At 44.2% G+C, this 16,540-nt stretch carries 18 protein-coding genes and 1 tRNA gene; 11 read left to right on the forward strand and 8 right to left on the reverse strand.

The window, feature by feature from the left end; genetic code table 11:
- Positions 1-211 precede the first annotated feature (211 nt).
- Entirely contained in the window at positions 212-1,234 is a 1,023-nt protein-coding gene (locus EFE42_RS04670) for an FAD:protein FMN transferase (protein WP_123136159.1), read from the forward strand.
- Here the strand turns inward: EFE42_RS04670 and thpR are convergent.
- The gene (gene thpR, locus EFE42_RS04675; RefSeq protein WP_123136160.1) at positions 1,224-1,769 is read right to left on the reverse strand and encodes an RNA 2',3'-cyclic phosphodiesterase; all 546 of its coding nucleotides are present in this window, start codon (positions 1,767-1,769) and stop codon (positions 1,224-1,226) included. The genes EFE42_RS04670 and thpR overlap by 11 nt on opposite strands.
- A 134-nt stretch (positions 1,770-1,903) precedes the next feature.
- On the opposite strand from thpR, the gene EFE42_RS04680 reads away from it, so the two are divergent.
- Positions 1,904-2,773, forward strand: a complete 870-nt coding sequence (locus EFE42_RS04680) for a diadenylate cyclase (RefSeq protein WP_123136161.1) — start codon at positions 1,904-1,906, stop codon at positions 2,771-2,773.
- Here the strand turns inward: EFE42_RS04680 and EFE42_RS04685 are convergent, their stop codons facing one another.
- Together EFE42_RS04685 and rqcH are read right to left on the reverse strand one after the other, a co-directional pair.
- Positions 2,774-3,823, reverse strand: a complete 1,050-nt coding sequence (locus EFE42_RS04685; RefSeq protein ID WP_123136162.1) for an mRNA surveillance protein pelota — start codon at positions 3,821-3,823, stop codon at positions 2,774-2,776.
- Positions 3,824-3,834: 11 nt separating this feature from the next.
- Positions 3,835-5,823 carry a ribosome rescue protein RqcH gene (gene rqcH / locus EFE42_RS04690; RefSeq protein ID WP_123136163.1) on the reverse strand — a complete coding sequence of 663 codons (1,989 nt, stop codon included), beginning with the start codon at positions 5,821-5,823 and terminating at the stop codon, positions 3,835-3,837.
- An 89-nt stretch (positions 5,824-5,912) separates the two neighbouring features.
- Between rqcH and priS the strand changes: the two genes are divergently transcribed.
- The 9 genes from priS to EFE42_RS10485 all read left to right on the forward strand — a co-directional run bounded on the left by priS (position 5,913) and on the right by EFE42_RS10485 (position 11,474).
- Positions 5,913-7,139: a DNA primase catalytic subunit PriS gene (priS, locus tag EFE42_RS04695; RefSeq protein WP_123136164.1), complete on the forward strand. Its 1,227-nt coding sequence runs from the start codon at positions 5,913-5,915 to the stop codon at positions 7,137-7,139.
- Positions 7,126-7,794 carry a hypothetical protein gene (locus EFE42_RS04700; protein WP_123136165.1) on the forward strand — a complete coding sequence of 223 codons (669 nt, stop codon included), beginning with the start codon at positions 7,126-7,128 and terminating at the stop codon, positions 7,792-7,794. Before priS ends, EFE42_RS04700 begins: the two co-directional genes overlap by 14 nt.
- A 26-nt stretch (positions 7,795-7,820) precedes the next feature.
- A complete protein-coding gene (locus tag EFE42_RS04705) occupies positions 7,821-8,099 on the forward strand; it encodes a 50S ribosomal protein L44e (RefSeq protein ID WP_013038141.1) in 279 nt (92 codons plus the stop codon).
- Positions 8,100-8,105: 6 nt separating this feature from the next.
- Entirely contained in the window at positions 8,106-8,282 is a 177-nt protein-coding gene (locus tag EFE42_RS04710) for a 30S ribosomal protein S27e (protein ID WP_096711947.1), read from the forward strand.
- Between the two features lie 10 nt (positions 8,283-8,292).
- The gene (locus tag EFE42_RS04715; protein ID WP_123136166.1) at positions 8,293-9,090 is read left to right on the forward strand and encodes a translation initiation factor IF-2 subunit alpha; all 798 of its coding nucleotides are present in this window, start codon (positions 8,293-8,295) and stop codon (positions 9,088-9,090) included.
- A gap of 6 nt (positions 9,091-9,096) precedes the next feature.
- Entirely contained in the window at positions 9,097-9,252 is a 156-nt protein-coding gene (locus tag EFE42_RS04720) for an RNA-protein complex protein Nop10 (RefSeq protein WP_013038144.1), read from the forward strand.
- Between the two features lie 5 nt (positions 9,253-9,257).
- Positions 9,258-10,040, forward strand: coding sequence for a proteasome assembly chaperone family protein (locus EFE42_RS04725; RefSeq protein WP_123136167.1), 783 nt, complete (start codon positions 9,258-9,260; stop codon positions 10,038-10,040).
- Between the two features lie 2 nt (positions 10,041-10,042).
- Complete coding sequence (locus EFE42_RS04730) at positions 10,043-11,296, forward strand: TIGR00375 family protein (RefSeq protein WP_123136168.1); 1,254 nt, start codon at positions 10,043-10,045, stop codon at positions 11,294-11,296.
- 58 nt (positions 11,297-11,354) lie between these two features.
- Positions 11,355-11,474: transfer RNA gene (locus EFE42_RS10485), tRNA-Ser, on the forward strand.
- Between the two features lie 230 nt (positions 11,475-11,704).
- Here EFE42_RS10485 and EFE42_RS04735 read toward each other — a convergent pair.
- The 5 genes from EFE42_RS04735 to EFE42_RS04760 form a co-directional block, all read right to left on the reverse strand.
- Positions 11,705-12,040 carry a hypothetical protein gene (locus EFE42_RS04735; protein ID WP_123136169.1) on the reverse strand — a complete coding sequence of 112 codons (336 nt, stop codon included), beginning with the start codon at positions 12,038-12,040 and terminating at the stop codon, positions 11,705-11,707.
- Positions 12,041-12,056: 16 nt separating this feature from the next.
- Complete coding sequence (locus tag EFE42_RS04740; RefSeq protein WP_148039252.1) at positions 12,057-12,836, reverse strand: hypothetical protein; 780 nt, start codon at positions 12,834-12,836, stop codon at positions 12,057-12,059.
- Between the two features lie 379 nt (positions 12,837-13,215).
- Positions 13,216-14,016: a protease inhibitor I42 family protein gene (locus EFE42_RS04750; protein WP_158599192.1), complete on the reverse strand. Its 801-nt coding sequence runs from the start codon at positions 14,014-14,016 to the stop codon at positions 13,216-13,218.
- A 77-nt stretch (positions 14,017-14,093) separates the two neighbouring features.
- Positions 14,094-15,308, reverse strand: coding sequence for an ABC transporter permease (locus EFE42_RS04755; protein WP_123136173.1), 1,215 nt, complete (start codon positions 15,306-15,308; stop codon positions 14,094-14,096).
- Positions 15,309-15,320: 12 nt separating this feature from the next.
- Entirely contained in the window at positions 15,321-16,535 is a 1,215-nt protein-coding gene (locus EFE42_RS04760) for an ABC transporter permease (RefSeq protein ID WP_123136174.1), read from the reverse strand.
- Positions 16,536-16,540: the final 5 nt, after the last annotated feature.

The raw sequence follows: 16,540 nt of genomic DNA on the forward strand, positions 1-16,540 counted from the left end.
CATAATACCAATCGAGTCATTCAGGCAACAATATATTCCTTCTATATAACCTGCTTTCACATCAGACATCCGCCATTGTAGCGAGTATACAACCATAAAGCAGGAATGATGACATAGTCGTGATTTGTTATTATTAAGGCAGAACTGACCAATTGAATATATTTATAGATTTCGAATTAAGTTTAAAATAAAACACCTCATTTCCCTTCGCATGAACCCGAAATACCTGTTGATTCTTACATTAATAATCATTATAACTGTTGGGTTTGCATTCGTGCAATCCACCTCAGATGATAATTCTGAAGGATACCGTACATATAGCCAGACAAGAATGTTGATGGACACAAGTGTCACAATAACGGTTGTGGACAACAATGAAGTACATGCATATAACAGCATTGAAGATGCTTTCATGAAAATGCAAAGAGCATCCAACCTGCTTGATTCCTATAACAGTAGCAGTGAGGTCTACATTCTCAATGAGAACAAGAAAATAAAAAATGCCAGTGATGATCTAATATACGTAATCGAACGTGGAATGTACTATTCACAGATCAGCGACGGGGCATTTGACATAACTGTAAAGCCTGTACTGGACCTGTGGGCAAGCAAATTCGGACCTGATAAACCTAATATTCCCCCTACAGAAAAAGAAATAAACAACACACTTCCCCTCGTAAATTCCTCGAATATTACTATAAAAAATAACACGGTATATATTGGGAAGAATATGGGAATCGTTCTGGGAGGAATCGCCAAGGGATATACCGTGGACAGGGCAATAGAGAGCCTGCAGGAAAACGGAATTGACGACGGATTTGTCAATGCTGGTGGAGACGGACGATATATAGGAGAAAAACCTGATGGACAGGAATGGTTTGTCGGGCTTCAGGACCCGGATAAAAAAGCAGAACCTATAACCAGAATAAATGCCCGCAATATAGCTGTTGCGACCAGTGGCAACTACGAACGCTATTACAACAAATCCGCCAGCGCATCACACATAGCAGATCCTCGCACAGGCTACCCGGTTTCACACCTGATCAGTGCAACAATAATAGCTCCTACAGCCACAGAGGCAGATGCACTTGCAACTACCGTTTTTGTGATGGAGGAAGAAAAGGGACTTGAAATGATAGAAAAACTGGAAGGAGTGGAATGCCTCCTTATAAACAGTGAGAGAGAAATTACCAGATCAAGCGGGTTTGCTAAATACGAACAACTTAAAGATTGAACTGCCGAAGGGTTTCGTATACAGGCCCTTCTGGCGTCAATATACTTTTTTTCAACCTGAAATTGTCAACCGTAAATTTCCCGAATTCGACATCCTCCATCTCCTTAACGATACTGGCAAACTGGTTCATGTTGGAACGAGGAATATGTCTTATTCGTGCAATGGTTGCATGAGCGGTAAACTCGCGTTTATCAGGTTCAAAACCTTCTTTTTCAAGGTAGTATTCAACCTGCTTGTGTAAAGAATTAAAATTGCCTTCGATACCAAGCCACAATACACGCGGTCTTTTGACGCTGGGAAATACCCCCACCCCTTTAATAAGGCATATGAAAGGCTCACAGGAAATATTTTCAAGTGATTGTTCTATGTCCGCAATTTTGCCTTCATCAACTTCCCCCAGGAATTTCAAGGTGACATGAACCAATTCCGCAGGGACAATTTTCATCTTTCCCAGTTCCCTGAAACTTTCCTGTACTTCTATTACTATCTGCGTAAAATCCACAGGGAACTCCACAGCAACAAATATCCTTACCAAACAAAATCACCATAGTCAAATTAATGGTATTCTTTAATAGAATAACGACACAGAATACTAAACCTTATTTTATTATATAGACAAAAATTAATAGTAGCAAAAATATAATCTGAATAAAAGAAAATGGGGATGAAATGGACACCGCTGACATACTTGTAAAATCCGCACTTGAAACTGCAACACAAATTAAAGCCTCTGCAATAATCGTATCAGGAGATGTTGACAGGAATTTATTTCGTTGTGACCTGCCCGTCTACTTTGCTGCTAATCCATCAAGAAATGCTGTCGAAAGCCTGATACCTCTTGATGAAGAAGAAGGAAGGTTAAAACAAATTGTCAACCAGATCCAGAGAGATGCCGCGGTTTCCATAGAAGATGTAGAAAATGCAGCAGCTATTGAGCAGGCAATCGGGAATATCAAAAAAGGAAAGGTTGTAGGACTGATAATTACAGATGATTCAGGTGCTGTGATTATCCACAATATTTCAGGGAATCCACTATTAAAAGCGCTGGAAAAATTTGAACAGAGGGTCTCCCCTGAAGTAATAAGGGCAGTTCTTAAAATTGCTCTGGAAATTGCTTCCACGGGCAGGGAAGGCAGTCCCGTAGGTACAGCTTTTATAATCGGTGATCTTGAAGAAGTGATGCAGCGCTCCCACCAGATGATCCTCAACCCTTATTCAGGCCATCCTGAAGATGAAAGGAACATCTTAAAGAAAAACAACCGGGAATCCATAAAAGAATTTGCTCTACTTGATGGTGTATTTATAATATCTAAAGAAGGAGTAGTGCATGCCGCAGGTCGTTATCTGGATGTTGATGCAAAGGACATAGGGATAAATAAGGGACTGGGAGGCAGGCATGTATCAGCAGCTGCGATCACCCGGGACACCGTGGCAGTTGCAATAACTGTTTCAGAAAGTGGTGGTACTGTCCGGATGTTCATGGACGGCAAGGAAATGGCCTCTATAGAGTGTAACGACAGGGCCATCCGCAAACACTAATTAAACTTTAAATCTCAGGAGTGCGGCAATTCCACCAAGCGCTTCCAGTTTTTGCCCTGGTTCAAACTCTGTACTGAAAACCACAAGCTTGCCCTGAGAGTATTCTACATTCCTTATGAAAGAATCAATTCCTCCCCCTTCGCCTTTCTCCCGTTCATGCAGCAGGAATTCATCGGAAATGAGAAGCGTTTCAATTGAACCGTAATTGTTTGCCCGCTTAACTTCCTCTGCCCCGTAGGCAACTTTGCCATCCATAGCCATTTCCTTGAGCAGGGAATCCATGAGGGATGCTTCCCGGGCTATACGTGATTGTTCCATTATCCTGTCAACCGCACCCCTGCGCAGCACTTCCTGGAAACCAGATGTGCCTATCGAAGAAGTGTCCTCCACGATAATACCCGCCGCAAGCTCAGGATCGTTTGATTCAACATATTTGAGAAAATCATCCTTGGTAAAGCCGGGTCCTGCAACCACGACAGACTGGGAATCTGAAACCACATATTTAAGCTTGTCAAGAACCTCATTGAAAAAGACCTCTCTTAAAGTGCCTTCCCCTTTACCCGAAGACTGGCATATATGGGCATAGGATTCCACACCATAGTGGCGCACAAGCCCGATGTCGGCATCCCCCTCCTCGACTGCAACAATTATTACGCCCGGTTTTTTCGAGGATGCCTCGGCCTCATTGATCCTTTCAACCTGGTCCTTTTTCCAGCGCTTTATTATGGAAATATCAACGCCGTCCTCGACATTCAGGGTATGATAAGAACCGGCATCCATTCCGTGCTCAATTGGACCATGAATCCTGAGACGATTGGAAAACTTATGGAATTCCAGGTTTTCGACCCTGATACCAAGCCGCACAGTCTTCTTCTCGGTTTTTTCAGGGCGTATCTTGTCGTTTGAAGAATCGGATTTGCGTTTGGTCAAGGCAAATACAAGATCCCCCTTCTCGATTATGTACTTAAGATGCCAGAGGTCATCCAGGGTCTCCGGAACAACGGTGATCTCCCCTTCATTTCCTTTCAGGTTTTTTTTGGTTACTCTCATACAATCACGATTCACTCTTTGATATCAGATTCACCCGGAGGCAGTACATTGGCAATCTTGTCAGGGGATGCTATCTGTTTTACAAAATGTACATCCTTTAACCTTTCTACATATATACGGTATATTTTCTTTGCTATATCGTTCTGGTTGAATTTGCCGGGTGTCAGTTCTACCACGTGTTCACCCCACGCTTTCACAGCCGAGACAGGACCCCCAATTGCCCGGGTCTCTGGTTTGAGTTCCAGGCCCACCGCAGCCCTGACAGGCACATCACGGTAATAATTACGCTCACCACGAATAATAAAGGAACCTTTCTTGAGATACTCTCCGGATTCCGGCGTCTTTGTGACCTGTTCGGGATAGATCCAGTAGCAATCCCCGCTAAACTGCCCGCCTTTCCAGATACTTGAAAATGAAACCACGAACTCCGCTGCTTCCTGCAAGGTTGTGTCGGGAATGTCCTTTCCCTCTGTCTTGACAACAGTAATCGGGGCACCCGGTGCCTGAGTATGGAATACGAGGTCCCGTTTTTCCATGTACTTCTTTACAAGTTCCTCGTTGGTTGTGGCATCCCTGCCACCTACCACCAGGAAACCATCTGAAGAAAAGAACCATCTGAAACGTTCATACCAGTGTTTCTTATGCACCACCTTGAAATGCTTTTTAGGTGCAGCTTTTTTCTTTTGCATTGCCTTTTTCGTATCCTCGATTGCAGCAAGGGCCCCTTTACGCTTCTTTTCCAGTTTCTTGGCTTTCTCGTAATAGCGCATGGCATTCTGGGGGACTGTCAGCCGTACATCAATATTCACCTTCTTGCCGTCAAGGTCAAGCAGGACAAGACCCTGTGATCCATCGATGTTTACTATTTTTTTAGCCGTAGGCAATTCATCCTTTGCATCCGAAATTATTGACTGGATTTCTTTCCAGGAATAATCTTTTTCACGGGCACCAAGCAGGGTTTGCAGTAATTGCTCTATGTCCTGATAGTGCTCATATATCTTCTCGGCAATGGAGGTGTTTTTCTCTATATCCTTCTCAAACTTCTTAATGGCACCCTCTTGTTGTTTGAGCCTGCGCTGGAAAACATCTTCTGTTTTTTCTTTCACAGTAGCTTCCTTTTTTTGTTCCAGGGATTTTGCAGCCCTTTTGCCAAAGAAATCATCCAGTGCCTTGTTGAATGAATCATAGTAATTCTTTTCAAAATCCGTATATTTTTCCAGATCAAAAGGTACTACATCAAAAGTTTCCTTTGAATCGGGTTTGCTGACAGTACAGGGTTTTAACTGCCCTTTTTCCAGAGGGGAGAATAGGACACCGATTGCTTCAATCAATTTAGAGGCGACCTGCGGATTAACTTCCGAGGCAGGAAGGGTTTTGTCGACAACACTTCGCAAACAGACTTCTTCTGAGAGGATGCCTCCCAGATTAAAACGCGTTGCCAGGGTTCGTACTACATCCGAATCGGAATGGGAAAACACTTCACATAACTGATCCTCATTCACATCAAGAGGTGTCAACTGCGCTTCAGGGTACTGGTATATCTCACCGCTCCTGATGCGTCTGCCCTTAAAAGTAACAGGGTTCATAGGCAGAATGATTTTTCTATCGGAGTCAAGCAATATTATATTGCCCTGCCCAAATATCTCTATGACAAGAACGGTCTCATCGTCCCCTCTTTTTATACCAATCTCAATAATACGGTCAAAATCATATTGCCTGAAATAAGTTATACGCCCACCCATTATATGTTTACGTAAAAGCATAGGAAAGGATTGCGGGTTTTTAGGACTGGGAGGAATATATTCACTAAGGTGCAACCTGCTTCCGGCCTCAATTAAAAGATTGGCCTTACCTTTCTTAAAAATATAGAGGTGGATACGCAGAAGGCTCTCACCGGGCTGATAAATCTTGCCGATCTTGGAGTCGACCAGGGAATCCTCCCCTGTGCCAAGTTCCGTTGCCAGTGCTGCCACATCCGCACTTGTCATCTCTTCTTTCATAAACTGTACTAATTGGGGAAGGGGCTATAAAGTTTTGTGCAATAGATTAATATCCCCGATAAAAATTAGAGATGGAGAAGGCACTGAAGATGAACACATCAACAAAACGCTATCTCAAATCAAGGTTCCATGATTATTACAGGGAAGCAAAAATACATGTTCCCCATTCCCTGACCAAACGTGAATGGGGATTCATATCGTATGATTCCATGCCTGAAACCATGATGTACAGGCATAAAGCATTCGGTACGGGAGGAGAACTCAGAGATTATCTTGTATCAATGCAACCGGCCCATGTGTATCACTCGGTTGCCCTTTATGATTATCCCGATGCACCTACTATGAAAGAGAAAAAATGGAAGGGCGCAGACCTTATTTTTGATCTGGATGCTGATCACTTGCAGGATGCACCTACTTCCTATGCAGCAATGCTGGAAATGGTTAAAGCAGAATCGCTGAGACTGCTGGATTTTCTGGTAGATGATTTTGGTTTTGACGAAGATAATATAAAAGCCGTCTTTTCCGGCGGAAGAGGATATCATTTCCATATAACTGATCCTCTTATATGGGAACTGGAGAGTTCCCAGAGAAGGGAAATTGTGGATTACGTGGGAGGAAAGGGGATTAAATCTGAATATTTCTACCAGAAAGAATTCATGATCGGAGACCATGGAACCGGCACACGAACCTTCAATGATCGAACGGAGATACTTTCCAAGTATGTCATCAAAAATCCCGATACAGGATGGGGGAAAAGACTTGCTGAGTATATTGCCTCATATCTTGAAGAAGAAGGACAAAAGGAAGAAAAAGAACGATTTGCGGATATAAAGCACATAAAAGGATTCGGCAAAAAAACACAGCAACAGATGAACCGGATATCCAAAGACAGTAAAGCCCTGGAAGACATACGCAGAGGGAGACTGGATTTTGGGAAAATCAGGGATTTTAAAGCTATAATGGCCCGATTTTTTGATAATACGATAGACCAGCATCGTGTCACTTTGGCAGGATCGGCACAGGTGGATGAACCGGTCACCGCAGATATAAAGAGATTGATACGATTACCGGGTTCCCTGCATGGCGGCTCCGGAATGAAGGTAATTCCATTAAGTCTGGAAGACATGGAGGATTTCAAACCACTTCAGGATGCTGTTGCTTTTTCGGACAGGCCGGTAACGTTAAAAGCCATAAAACCTTTAGAAGTACAAATGATGGATCTGGATATCCGGGTTGAAGAGGGAGTACAGGAACTTCCCGAATATGCAGCGGTGTATTTAATGTGCAGAGGGGTTGCCGAATATGGATCGTACTGAACTAAAGAGTATTCTCCGCCAGGAAAACAGCTCGTCTTTAAATTCCCTTCCCTACGATTTTTATGAAAAAGTTGATGAATATATACGGGAATTGGAAGAGGAGATCAAAAAGATCAACAATCCGCGATCGGTCGAATCAAAGATTCTAGAAGACGAAATGCAAAGTGCCCTCAATGATGTGGAAACGATCTTTATCAGGAGAATCCGTAAAATAACATCCAGAGCAACCTCAAATGCATTTTCCAATATCTCATCCAGACAGGACCTTGACAAGCTCCTGGAATCCGAACACAAAGTTTTTGAGGCCACCCTTTCAGCAATTCAGGTTGCAAGATCCGAATTACTCGAACCTATCATGAACCCGCAGGATCGGCAGGACAAGGGGTTTGTGGAAGAAAGTGTAATATCCGATGAAGCACATGAAGAAGAGGAAATCGGGACCATCTCGCAGGAACTCCCTGCAGAGGAAGAAACAGGCAAAAACAATATAAGTAAGGAATACTTTGTTGTCCGAATATTGAAAGACCTTCCTACCATAAAAGCGATGGATAATCTCAATTATACACTTGCAGCAGAAGACGTTGTGGTTTTGCCTTCCATGAATGCTCAGGGACTGGTTAAACGCGGTGCTGCATATCCAATAAATCAGGAATAAAAATCAACATTAAAGGTGTGAAGATAATGAAGATCCCAAAAAGGTTCAGAACATACTGCCCTTACTGCAAAACCCATACAGAACATGTTGCTGAAAAGGTTAAAAAGGGCAGGGAATCAATGACCACACGTATCAGAAGGCAGAAGAAAAGGCATACTGGTATAGGAAACAGTGGGAAGTTCTCCAAGGTCCCCAGTGGTGACAAACCAACAAAAAGGATTGCACTGCGATACCGTTGCAGCAAGTGCAACAAGGCACATCAGAGACCCTGCTTCCGTGCAAAGAAATTCGATTTCAAGGAGTGAGCATAAATGGCCGAACCAAACAGCAGATTTTTGAAAGTAAAATGCAATGATTGCTCCAATGAGCAGGTTATTTTTGGCAGTGCAAGCCAGAAAGTAAACTGTCTTGTATGCGGCAGGACCCTTGCAGAACCAACTGGTGGAAAATCTACAATTACAACACATATACTGGAAGTACTCGAATAAAGGGATATTAATGGACAACAACAAATGGCCTGAAGTCGGTGATTTTGTAGTCTGTGCGGTAAAAAATGTCACTGACTTTGGCGCCTACACGACTCTTGAGGAATACGACGGAAAAGAAGGATTCATCCATATATCTGAGATTAAGGCAGGATGGGTCAAATATGTCAGGGATCACGTCAGGGAAGGACAGAAAATTGTCTGTAAGGTCCTGAGAGTAGATACCTCACGTCGCCATATTGATCTTTCCCTCAAAGATGTAAACGAACATCAGAAAAGGTCAAAAATACAGGAGTGGAAGAACGAACAGAAGGCTGACAAATGGCTGCAGTTCGTCGCAGAAGAAGCAAGACTCGACAAACAGCAACTTCAGGAAATAGAAGATTCTTTTTACACAGAATTCGGAAGCAAATATTCTGCCTTTGAAGAAGCTGCCATGCGCGGGGAAGATGCCTTTAGCAATCTCAAGATCAATAAAAACGTTGTTGAAATCATTGTTAAACTCGCACAGGATAATATCAAACTGCCGTTTGTGGAGATTGCCGGACATATAGACCTTACAAGTTCTGCACCGAACGGGATCGAGATCATCAAGGAGGCCTTACGGGCCGCCAGTGAAGTGAAGATGGAAGATGTCCGTCTGGATATAACATATACCGGTGCACCCAGATACCGCATAAGGGTGATCGCTCCCGATTATAAGGTTGCAGAATCTGTCCTGAAGGAATCTGCAGAAAAAGCCATCGAGAAAATAGAATATCTTGGCGGAGAAGGTGCCTTCCACAGGCATGCGGAAACTGCCAAGGCGTGATTACGATTGGGTAAAAAAATTTTGAAATGCATTTCCTGTGGGGAATACACCCTGCAGGAAACGTGTCCCAAATGCGGGGAAAGGACCATCAAACCTTCGCCTGCACGCTATTCTCCCCGTGACCCATACGGGAAATATCGCAGATTGAGCAAAAGGAATTGATTCCAATGCAGAATACAAAAATCGTGCGTCAAAATACTGAGATTGAAATTCAGGATTCTACCCTGCTTGTCGGCCTGCCGGGTGTGGGGCATGTAGGCAAACTTGTTGTTGATCATCTCATCGAGCAATTCGAAGCAGAAAAACTTCTGGAGATATATTCCACCTCATTCCCGCCCCAGGTACTTGTGGATGAAAATAGTACTGTGAGACTTGTAAGTAACGCATTCTATACATTTCAGGTAAATGGCAAGGATATTCTGTTACTTGCAGGCGACCAGCAGAGTACAAGTTCAGATGGGCATTACGAACTGTGTGACCTGTACCTGGATATTGCCGAAGAGTACGGAGTTTCCAAAATCTTTACCCTCGGAGGATTCCCAACGGGACAGCTGGAGCATGTTGATGAAGTCCTGGGTGCCGTGAATCAGGAAGACCTTACAGAAAGTCTAAAAGAGCACGGAGTTACCTTCAAGGAAAAAGAACCCAACGGCGGCATTGTTGGAGCTTCTGGACTTCTTCTTGGCCTGAGCAAATTCAGGGAGATTGATGCTGCTTGCCTTATGGGATACACATCCGGTTATCTTGTAGATCCTAAAAGTGCCCAGTCACTGATCGCTGTGCTGAGCAGTATACTTGATATCGAGGTTGATATCAGTGAACTTGAGGAACGTGCTAAAGAAATGGAGAAAATCGTGGCCAACCTCGTAGAAGCCAAGCAGCAGCAACAACAGCAACAGATGCTTCCGGAAACATCACCGAATGATGAGGACCTGGGTTATATCGGATAAGCATGTTGATCAATGCCGACCTGCACCTGCATTCCAAATATTCCATGGCCTGTTCCCCAAAGATGGAACTGCCGGTAATGGCCCGGGAAGCCGCTAAAAAGGGAATCAATCTTGTGGCAACAGGAGATTGCATACATCCCAGATGGCTTTGTGAGATCAAGGGATATGCACAGGATGACGAGACGGTCGCCATTGATGATACTTCTTTTATTCTTACAACTGAGATTGAGGACAAAAACCGGGTACACCATCTGCTGCTGGTTCCCTCCATATCCAAAGCAGAGGAACTGGCAGAAAAGATGGCCGGATACGGGGACCTCGCCGTTGACGGCAGGCCAACTCTGAAACTGGACGGAGGCCAGATCGCAGAGATTGCAGCCGATGTCGGAGCCCTCATCGGCCCCTGTCATGCGTTTACCCCCTGGACTGCCATGTATGCCTACCATGACAGCCTGGAAAGTTGCTACGGGGATATGACCGATAGTATTGCCTTCCTGGAACTGGGCCTGAGCGCTGACAGTGATTATGCGGACAGGATAGAAGAACTGCAGGATCTGACATTCCTTTCAAATTCGGATGCCCATTCCCCCTGGTCCAACAAACTGGCCCGGGAATTCAACCGCCTGGAAGTCCCTGAGGTATCCTTTGAAGGTGTGGAAAAGGCAATCCTGAGGAAAGAGGGGTATGGCTGTGTGCTCAATGTGGGTTTCTTCCCGCAGGAAGGCAAGTACAACGAGTCGGCCTGTATCAGGTGTTACCGGCATTACCCGAGGGAAGAAGCAATGAACCTGGACTGGAATTGCCGGGTTTGTGGTGGCCAGATCAAGAAAGGAGTGGCAGACCGGGTGAACGAACTGGCCAACCATGATACCCCGACACATCCTTCCCACCGTCCGGATTACCTGCACCTGATACCCCTGGCAGAGATTATCATGATGGCCCTGGGTCATGCAAGCATCAATACAAAGGGTGTGACCACTGCCTGGAAGGCTCTGGTGGAGCGTTTCGGCAGTGAGACCGCTGTGTTGCTGGAGGCCGACATCTCACAGCTGGATTTCGTGGACCCCCGGATTGTGAGAAGCATCGAGGCCTTCAGGAATGAGGACGTGGTCCTGCACCCCGGCGGAGGGGGCAAATACGGCTGGATAGAGCTGCCCGACAATTTGAAAGCAAACACAAAATCCAGTTCCCATAAAGCCGACCCCGATGACCCGACACCAGAGGCAAAGAACCAGAAAAGCCTCTTTGATTTCTAATAATTGCGCCCTTCGATACCTTTTTAAGCCATAAACTCCTTCAAGCCAAGCACATTGTGCCGGGGTGGCAGAGCGGACTAATCCAACGGCTTACAAAGTTGCCGCGGAGTCCAAACGCGGCAGGCTCGAGACCTGTTTCCCCTAACGGGGTGCTTGGGTTCGAATCCCAACCCCGGCGCTCAGACTATTTTTGAATGATTTTGAGACTGTCGGAAAAGTGGTGAAATCGAAACATTTCAAGCAATGGCTGAAAGTAAAACGCTATGCTGTGTTGCACTGTATTTAATGAATATGTTATAATTTTCTTGAATATGGGCTTTTCCGACAATCTCTCTATTGAGATTACTATTGGAAATAATGGATAAATTCAAAATCTACTTATACCTTATATTAAAAAAGTGAAAGTGATTAATGCAAAGCAGAGGATAAATTAACCACACTGCTTTCATCGGAGTTTACTACAACTGGTTTATCCCCTTTATTTTTGACAGTTTTGAACATCATTTCTACTTTTCGGGGTTTGTTTATGCAGGTGTATTCTTTATCCGAATTTTCCAATCTATAAAGGAATTGTTGTGCAAAAGATCGGCTGATACTCTGAACATCCTTAAAATCGATTGTTATATTGCCCGCATCATTTGTTTGTTTAAGTTCATCAAAGAACTGATTTGCAGAATCCCTAAGAGATAAATGTGCACTCAATTTATCCTTGATGTTAATCCGTTCTGCTTCCAGCATATTCATTATCATAACCTCTTATTCATGCAATATAATCATAAATGTTTACTTTACTTATCGGATAAGGTATCCTTAAGGACACTAAAGTACCACTAAAAGTATATAATCCTTCTGTGTTATAAAATGTTTCATCTATTTTTGATTTATGCCAGGCTCCATTTCTGGAAACTATAAAAAATTGGGCATTACAACCATTCACATAAAGGTTTGTAGTCGTGGCTAAGCCATATCCTCTTTCATCACTTTTTGTGGAACGGCCCTTCATGGCCTCTTCTATTGCCTGACAGTCATTTTGTATTGGAATATCGTGTTTTTCAAAACAAAAGGGTATCGACAATCCATCGTCATAAATCGTAATTTCAACAAATCCCAGTTTCTCATAGCGTTGTGCCATTATACTTGCATTTTCGAATTGTGAATGTTGGTAAATGTTGTCTATTAGTTCACCAATCATATAATTAAAAGCATCTTGTCCACCATAGTCAATACCGTTATTATGATGCTTACGTAATATTTCAATTACCTCTTCTGCTTCTGAATATTTTTGTGGCAAATATATTGGTGGAACATATGTTGCATTTTCAGAATATCCCTTTTTATCAACGATTGACATGTATTTTTCTACATTATAGGGCGCTGAAACGTATTCCATATCAGGGTTGTTATTTATGAAATTGATCAAAGGAAGCAAACATGTAGGGCACAAAAAAGAACAACCAGACAGATCTATAATGTTGTTTTTACGAGCAAAATCTCGAATTACACAATACTTTTGGTATTGCTCCATTATTCCAGAAGACATTGAAATTAAATAGAACGCTTGCTTTAAAATGATTGTGATATTTTGAATATGAACTGCTCTATAAATCCACTCTTTCCTTTTTTACTTTCACTCGGCTTACTATATACTTAATATTTTTATTATGACAATAAACTACCAAATTTCGACTGATGAGTAAAATGTTTATTCGGACAAATTGCCCTCATTGCAGAAGGGCATCCTATCATGAGGTAGTAGTTAAGTCTATGGAATACAAACTCACGTTTAATGATGGCAGCCAGATGTTGAGTTATCTGATAAACAATATGAAAGTAAATTTTACTTTTTAAACTCCACAAAAAACCCATTAAAAATAATGCCAGACCCCGCAATAGGAGTCCGGCATCCAGATCATCCATCCTCACTCAAACACATTATCGGTCTGCAATTCAAAGGAATCCTGCACACCATTCACATCCACGGTGTAGTTACCCTTCTCCAGACCATAGACATCAAGGGGTACGTTGATCTCGAAGGGCACGAGGGCCTGGGTACACATGGCATCCTTAGGGCGTTTGGTCGGGATATCTATATTGAAAGTGTTCCCTGTTTTTTCAGTTGTGATATTGGCCTCATCTATCACGGTACAACCATCCGACAGGTAGCCGGTGGCCTGGACACTGATCTGGACCGGGAAGGATTCCATGACCAGAATTTCTATGTTATCCACATTGGCTGTGCCGTAGATATACTCAACATCATCGCCATCAACTTCCAGTGTCAGGCTGAAAGTGTCTTCCTCACCCGTGACGTTTTCCCAGGGACGCTTGTAGATGGCATCAATCTGCTGTTTTCCGTTTTCCATTATCCTGAAGGTCCATATATGGAAACCTGCTGCACCCACAACATCCTCATTTGCCGGCGGCTCAAACTCATCTTCTACGATTTTGATGCCATCGGAGGTTGTCAGGTTCCACTGATACCCTGTTGAAGGGTTTTCCTCCAGGCGTATTGAGAAGGAATCCCCGGTGGAAGCATTCACTGTGCTGCCGTCCCACTGGCCGGATAATTCCATACCGTCGTTCAACGTGTGGGCATCCACACTTTCATTCACACCTGTACCACCATCATCCGCACACCCCAGGGAAAGGACAACTGCGGCCACCACAACGAAAAAGGCAATCAAAAGCAAGCCTGCTCCTGCATAAGTGTTAATCTTCAAGTAACCATCTCCATGTGAATACATGGCGCTTACATTATATATTTATTTTTTAAGCTGCGGACCTATTCGAACCTTTATCACTGGGTCCGCAGGGCTTCCACGGGATCGAGTTTCGAGGCCTTGTTGGCAGGATAGAGACCCGCAACCAATCCTATGACCAGGGCAATCAGGAAACCCACAACTATGAGATAGAATGGGAAAATATAAGGTAAATCCAAAAAGTAACTTACACCATAGGAAGCAGCAACTCCTAAAACTGTACCCAGCACGCCCCCGATGACACTCAGGACCACCGATTCTATGAGGAACAGGGTCAGTATATTCACACGGGTAAAGCCCAGGGACTTGAGCAAACCCACTTCCTTTGTCCTTTCAGTCACGCTAACAAGCATAATATTCATAATACCTATCGAACCCACAAGCAGGGCAATCAGTGCTACAGAGGTCAAGAGGGTTGTCAGGGCACTGGAAAGCTGATTCAGGTTATCCAGGATATCCGCCTGGTTGAAGATTGAATAGGGTTTCACATCCTCATTATCCAGTTCTCTCTCCGAAACGCCGAGACTTCTGGCAAGCCTGCGATCCACTTCATCCGAAACCTCCCTCACTGAACGGGATTCGTCAACGGTTGCGGAGATGCCCCCATAATCCTCAAGGCCCAGCATGTCATTCATTGTGTCTATCGGAATGAAAATCCGCACATCGGATTCTGCCCCGCTCTGGATGAAAGTTGTCTTGGGACTGTCAATGATCCCGATAACCTTGAAAGAGCGGGAAACTTTTGTTCCGTCCCTGCGTACAAACTCAACATCAATGGAATTATGATTGGATACTTTCTGGTCGAATTTCTCATAAGCCACATCCGAACCCAGCACTGCAACGTACTTATCCTTGTCACTGAGAAAAGTGCCTTCCGCAAACTGTATGTTCCCAATTTGCTTATAATCCGCCGAACAGCCCTGTATATCAATTTGGCGCACTGTAGAGAGATAGGTCACACTGGCAAGCTGCTGCCGGATGCCGGATACACCCTCTATTCCCGGTACACTACGTACAACTTCCAGCTGGTTGTCATAGAAAATATCGATGTCCTGACTGTAAATGACAATAAAATTCGATCCCTGCGTACCCAGTTCCTCTACGAAGAACTGGTTGAGGCTGGCACCCAGAGACACATTGGCAATAACGGCAGCAACACCTATGATGATGCCAAGGGTCGTGAGGGTGGAACGCATCTTGGAACCGCTGATGCTTCCCAGGGAAAGCCGCAAAGCTTCCTTGAAATTCAACATCTTCTGTCCACCTCACTCATAGTGCAATGCCTCCACAGGATCCATTTTTGCGGCTTTGTTGGCTGGGTAAACACCCGAGATCAGACCAACGGCAAATGAGATGCCAAAGCCCAGCAGTATGAGACTGATCGGGAAAATATTAGCAATATCAAGATAACTGTTCACCGCCATTGAAGCCGCCAGACCCAGCAATACTCCAAGGATACCCCCAAAAAGACTGATCATAACAGATTCCACGATAAAAAGGGTCAATATATCAAAATAATTGTAACCCAGAGCCTTCATCAGCCCGATCTCTTTTGTTCTTTCGGTAACCGTCACAAGCATAATATTCATGATACCTATAGAACCCACAATAAGGGATATAAGCGCAACAGCAACCAGTATGGATGTCAGGGCACTTGATAGCTGGTTTATCTGGTCCAGGATATCCTGCTGGTTGAAGATTTCATAGGGTTTGGCGTCCTCGTTATCAATATCCCTGCTGGGCACTCCCACCGAACGGGCAAGGTTTTCATCCACATCATCGGTAACCCTATCCAGGATTTCAAGGGAATCCGCCTTAATGAAAAATCCCCCTATATCGTCCCTGTGCTGCATCTGCTGCATGACAGCAAGAGGAATAAAAACACGTCCAGAAGGATCCACTTCAGGAGCTACGAAGGAGGCATCCGGGTCCTGTATGATACCCTTTACACGAAACGTCCGTGTACTTATCCCCCCATCCACATTTCTTATACTTACTTTTATGAAATTCTTGACAGATAGATTCCGGTCAAACTTATCATAGGCCACATCCGAACCGATTACAGCCACATTTCCGTCCTGACCGGTCAGAAACTGGCCATGTTCCATATTTATATTCCCCACTTCCTCATAATCGGGAAGGACCCCACTGACAGTTGCGGTACGCTCCGCTGATTGGTACTTCAGGGTCGCTGATTGCTGGTTAATAGAGGATACCGCAGCAACACCATTGGTATTCTCAACCACATTGAACTGGGAATCTCCGAATACATTGTTTTTCTGGGTAAATATAACGATAAAATTAGTACCCGATGCCCCTATTTCCTCTTCGAAGTACTGCCCGAAACTGGCCCCCAGGGATATGTTGGCAATCACAGCGGCAACCCCTATGATAATACCCAGGGTAGTCAGGGCAGAGCGCAATTTCGCACTACCTATGCTGGCAAAAGCTAACTTTATCGCCTCTGAAAGCCTGACCATACAAG

The sequence above is a fragment of the Methanohalophilus sp. RSK genome (assembly GCF_003722075.1).
GTDB lineage: Archaea > Halobacteriota > Methanosarcinia > Methanosarcinales > Methanosarcinaceae > Methanohalophilus.

Bases quoted from the DNA above. Each gene is read 5' to 3' on its own strand.
- EFE42_RS04670 (WP_123136159.1), top strand. From the start codon at position 212: ATGAACCCGAAATACCTGTTGATTCTTACATTAATAATCATTATAACT.
- EFE42_RS04680 (WP_123136161.1), top strand. From the start codon at position 1,904: ATGGACACCGCTGACATACTTGTAAAATCCGCACTTGAAACTGCAACA.
- EFE42_RS04685 (WP_123136162.1), bottom strand. From the start codon at position 3,823: ATGAGAGTAACCAAAAAAAACCTGAAAGGAAATGAAGGGGAGATCACC.
- rqcH (WP_123136163.1), bottom strand. From the start codon at position 5,823: ATGAAAGAAGAGATGACAAGTGCGGATGTGGCAGCACTGGCAACGGAA.
- priS (WP_123136164.1), top strand. From the start codon at position 5,913: ATGAACACATCAACAAAACGCTATCTCAAATCAAGGTTCCATGATTAT.
- EFE42_RS04700 (WP_123136165.1), top strand. From the start codon at position 7,126: ATGGATCGTACTGAACTAAAGAGTATTCTCCGCCAGGAAAACAGCTCG.
- EFE42_RS04705 (WP_013038141.1), top strand. From the start codon at position 7,821: ATGAAGATCCCAAAAAGGTTCAGAACATACTGCCCTTACTGCAAAACC.
- EFE42_RS04710 (WP_096711947.1), top strand. From the start codon at position 8,106: ATGGCCGAACCAAACAGCAGATTTTTGAAAGTAAAATGCAATGATTGC.
- EFE42_RS04715 (WP_123136166.1), top strand. From the start codon at position 8,293: ATGGACAACAACAAATGGCCTGAAGTCGGTGATTTTGTAGTCTGTGCG.
- EFE42_RS04725 (WP_123136167.1), top strand. From the start codon at position 9,258: ATGCAGAATACAAAAATCGTGCGTCAAAATACTGAGATTGAAATTCAG.
- EFE42_RS04730 (WP_123136168.1), top strand. From the start codon at position 10,043: ATGTTGATCAATGCCGACCTGCACCTGCATTCCAAATATTCCATGGCC.
- EFE42_RS04735 (WP_123136169.1), bottom strand. From the start codon at position 12,040: ATGAATATGCTGGAAGCAGAACGGATTAACATCAAGGATAAATTGAGT.
- EFE42_RS04740 (WP_148039252.1), bottom strand. From the start codon at position 12,836: ATGTCTTCTGGAATAATGGAGCAATACCAAAAGTATTGTGTAATTCGA.
- EFE42_RS04755 (WP_123136173.1), bottom strand. From the start codon at position 15,308: ATGTTGAATTTCAAGGAAGCTTTGCGGCTTTCCCTGGGAAGCATCAGC.
- EFE42_RS04760 (WP_123136174.1), bottom strand. From the start codon at position 16,535: ATGGTCAGGCTTTCAGAGGCGATAAAGTTAGCTTTTGCCAGCATAGGT.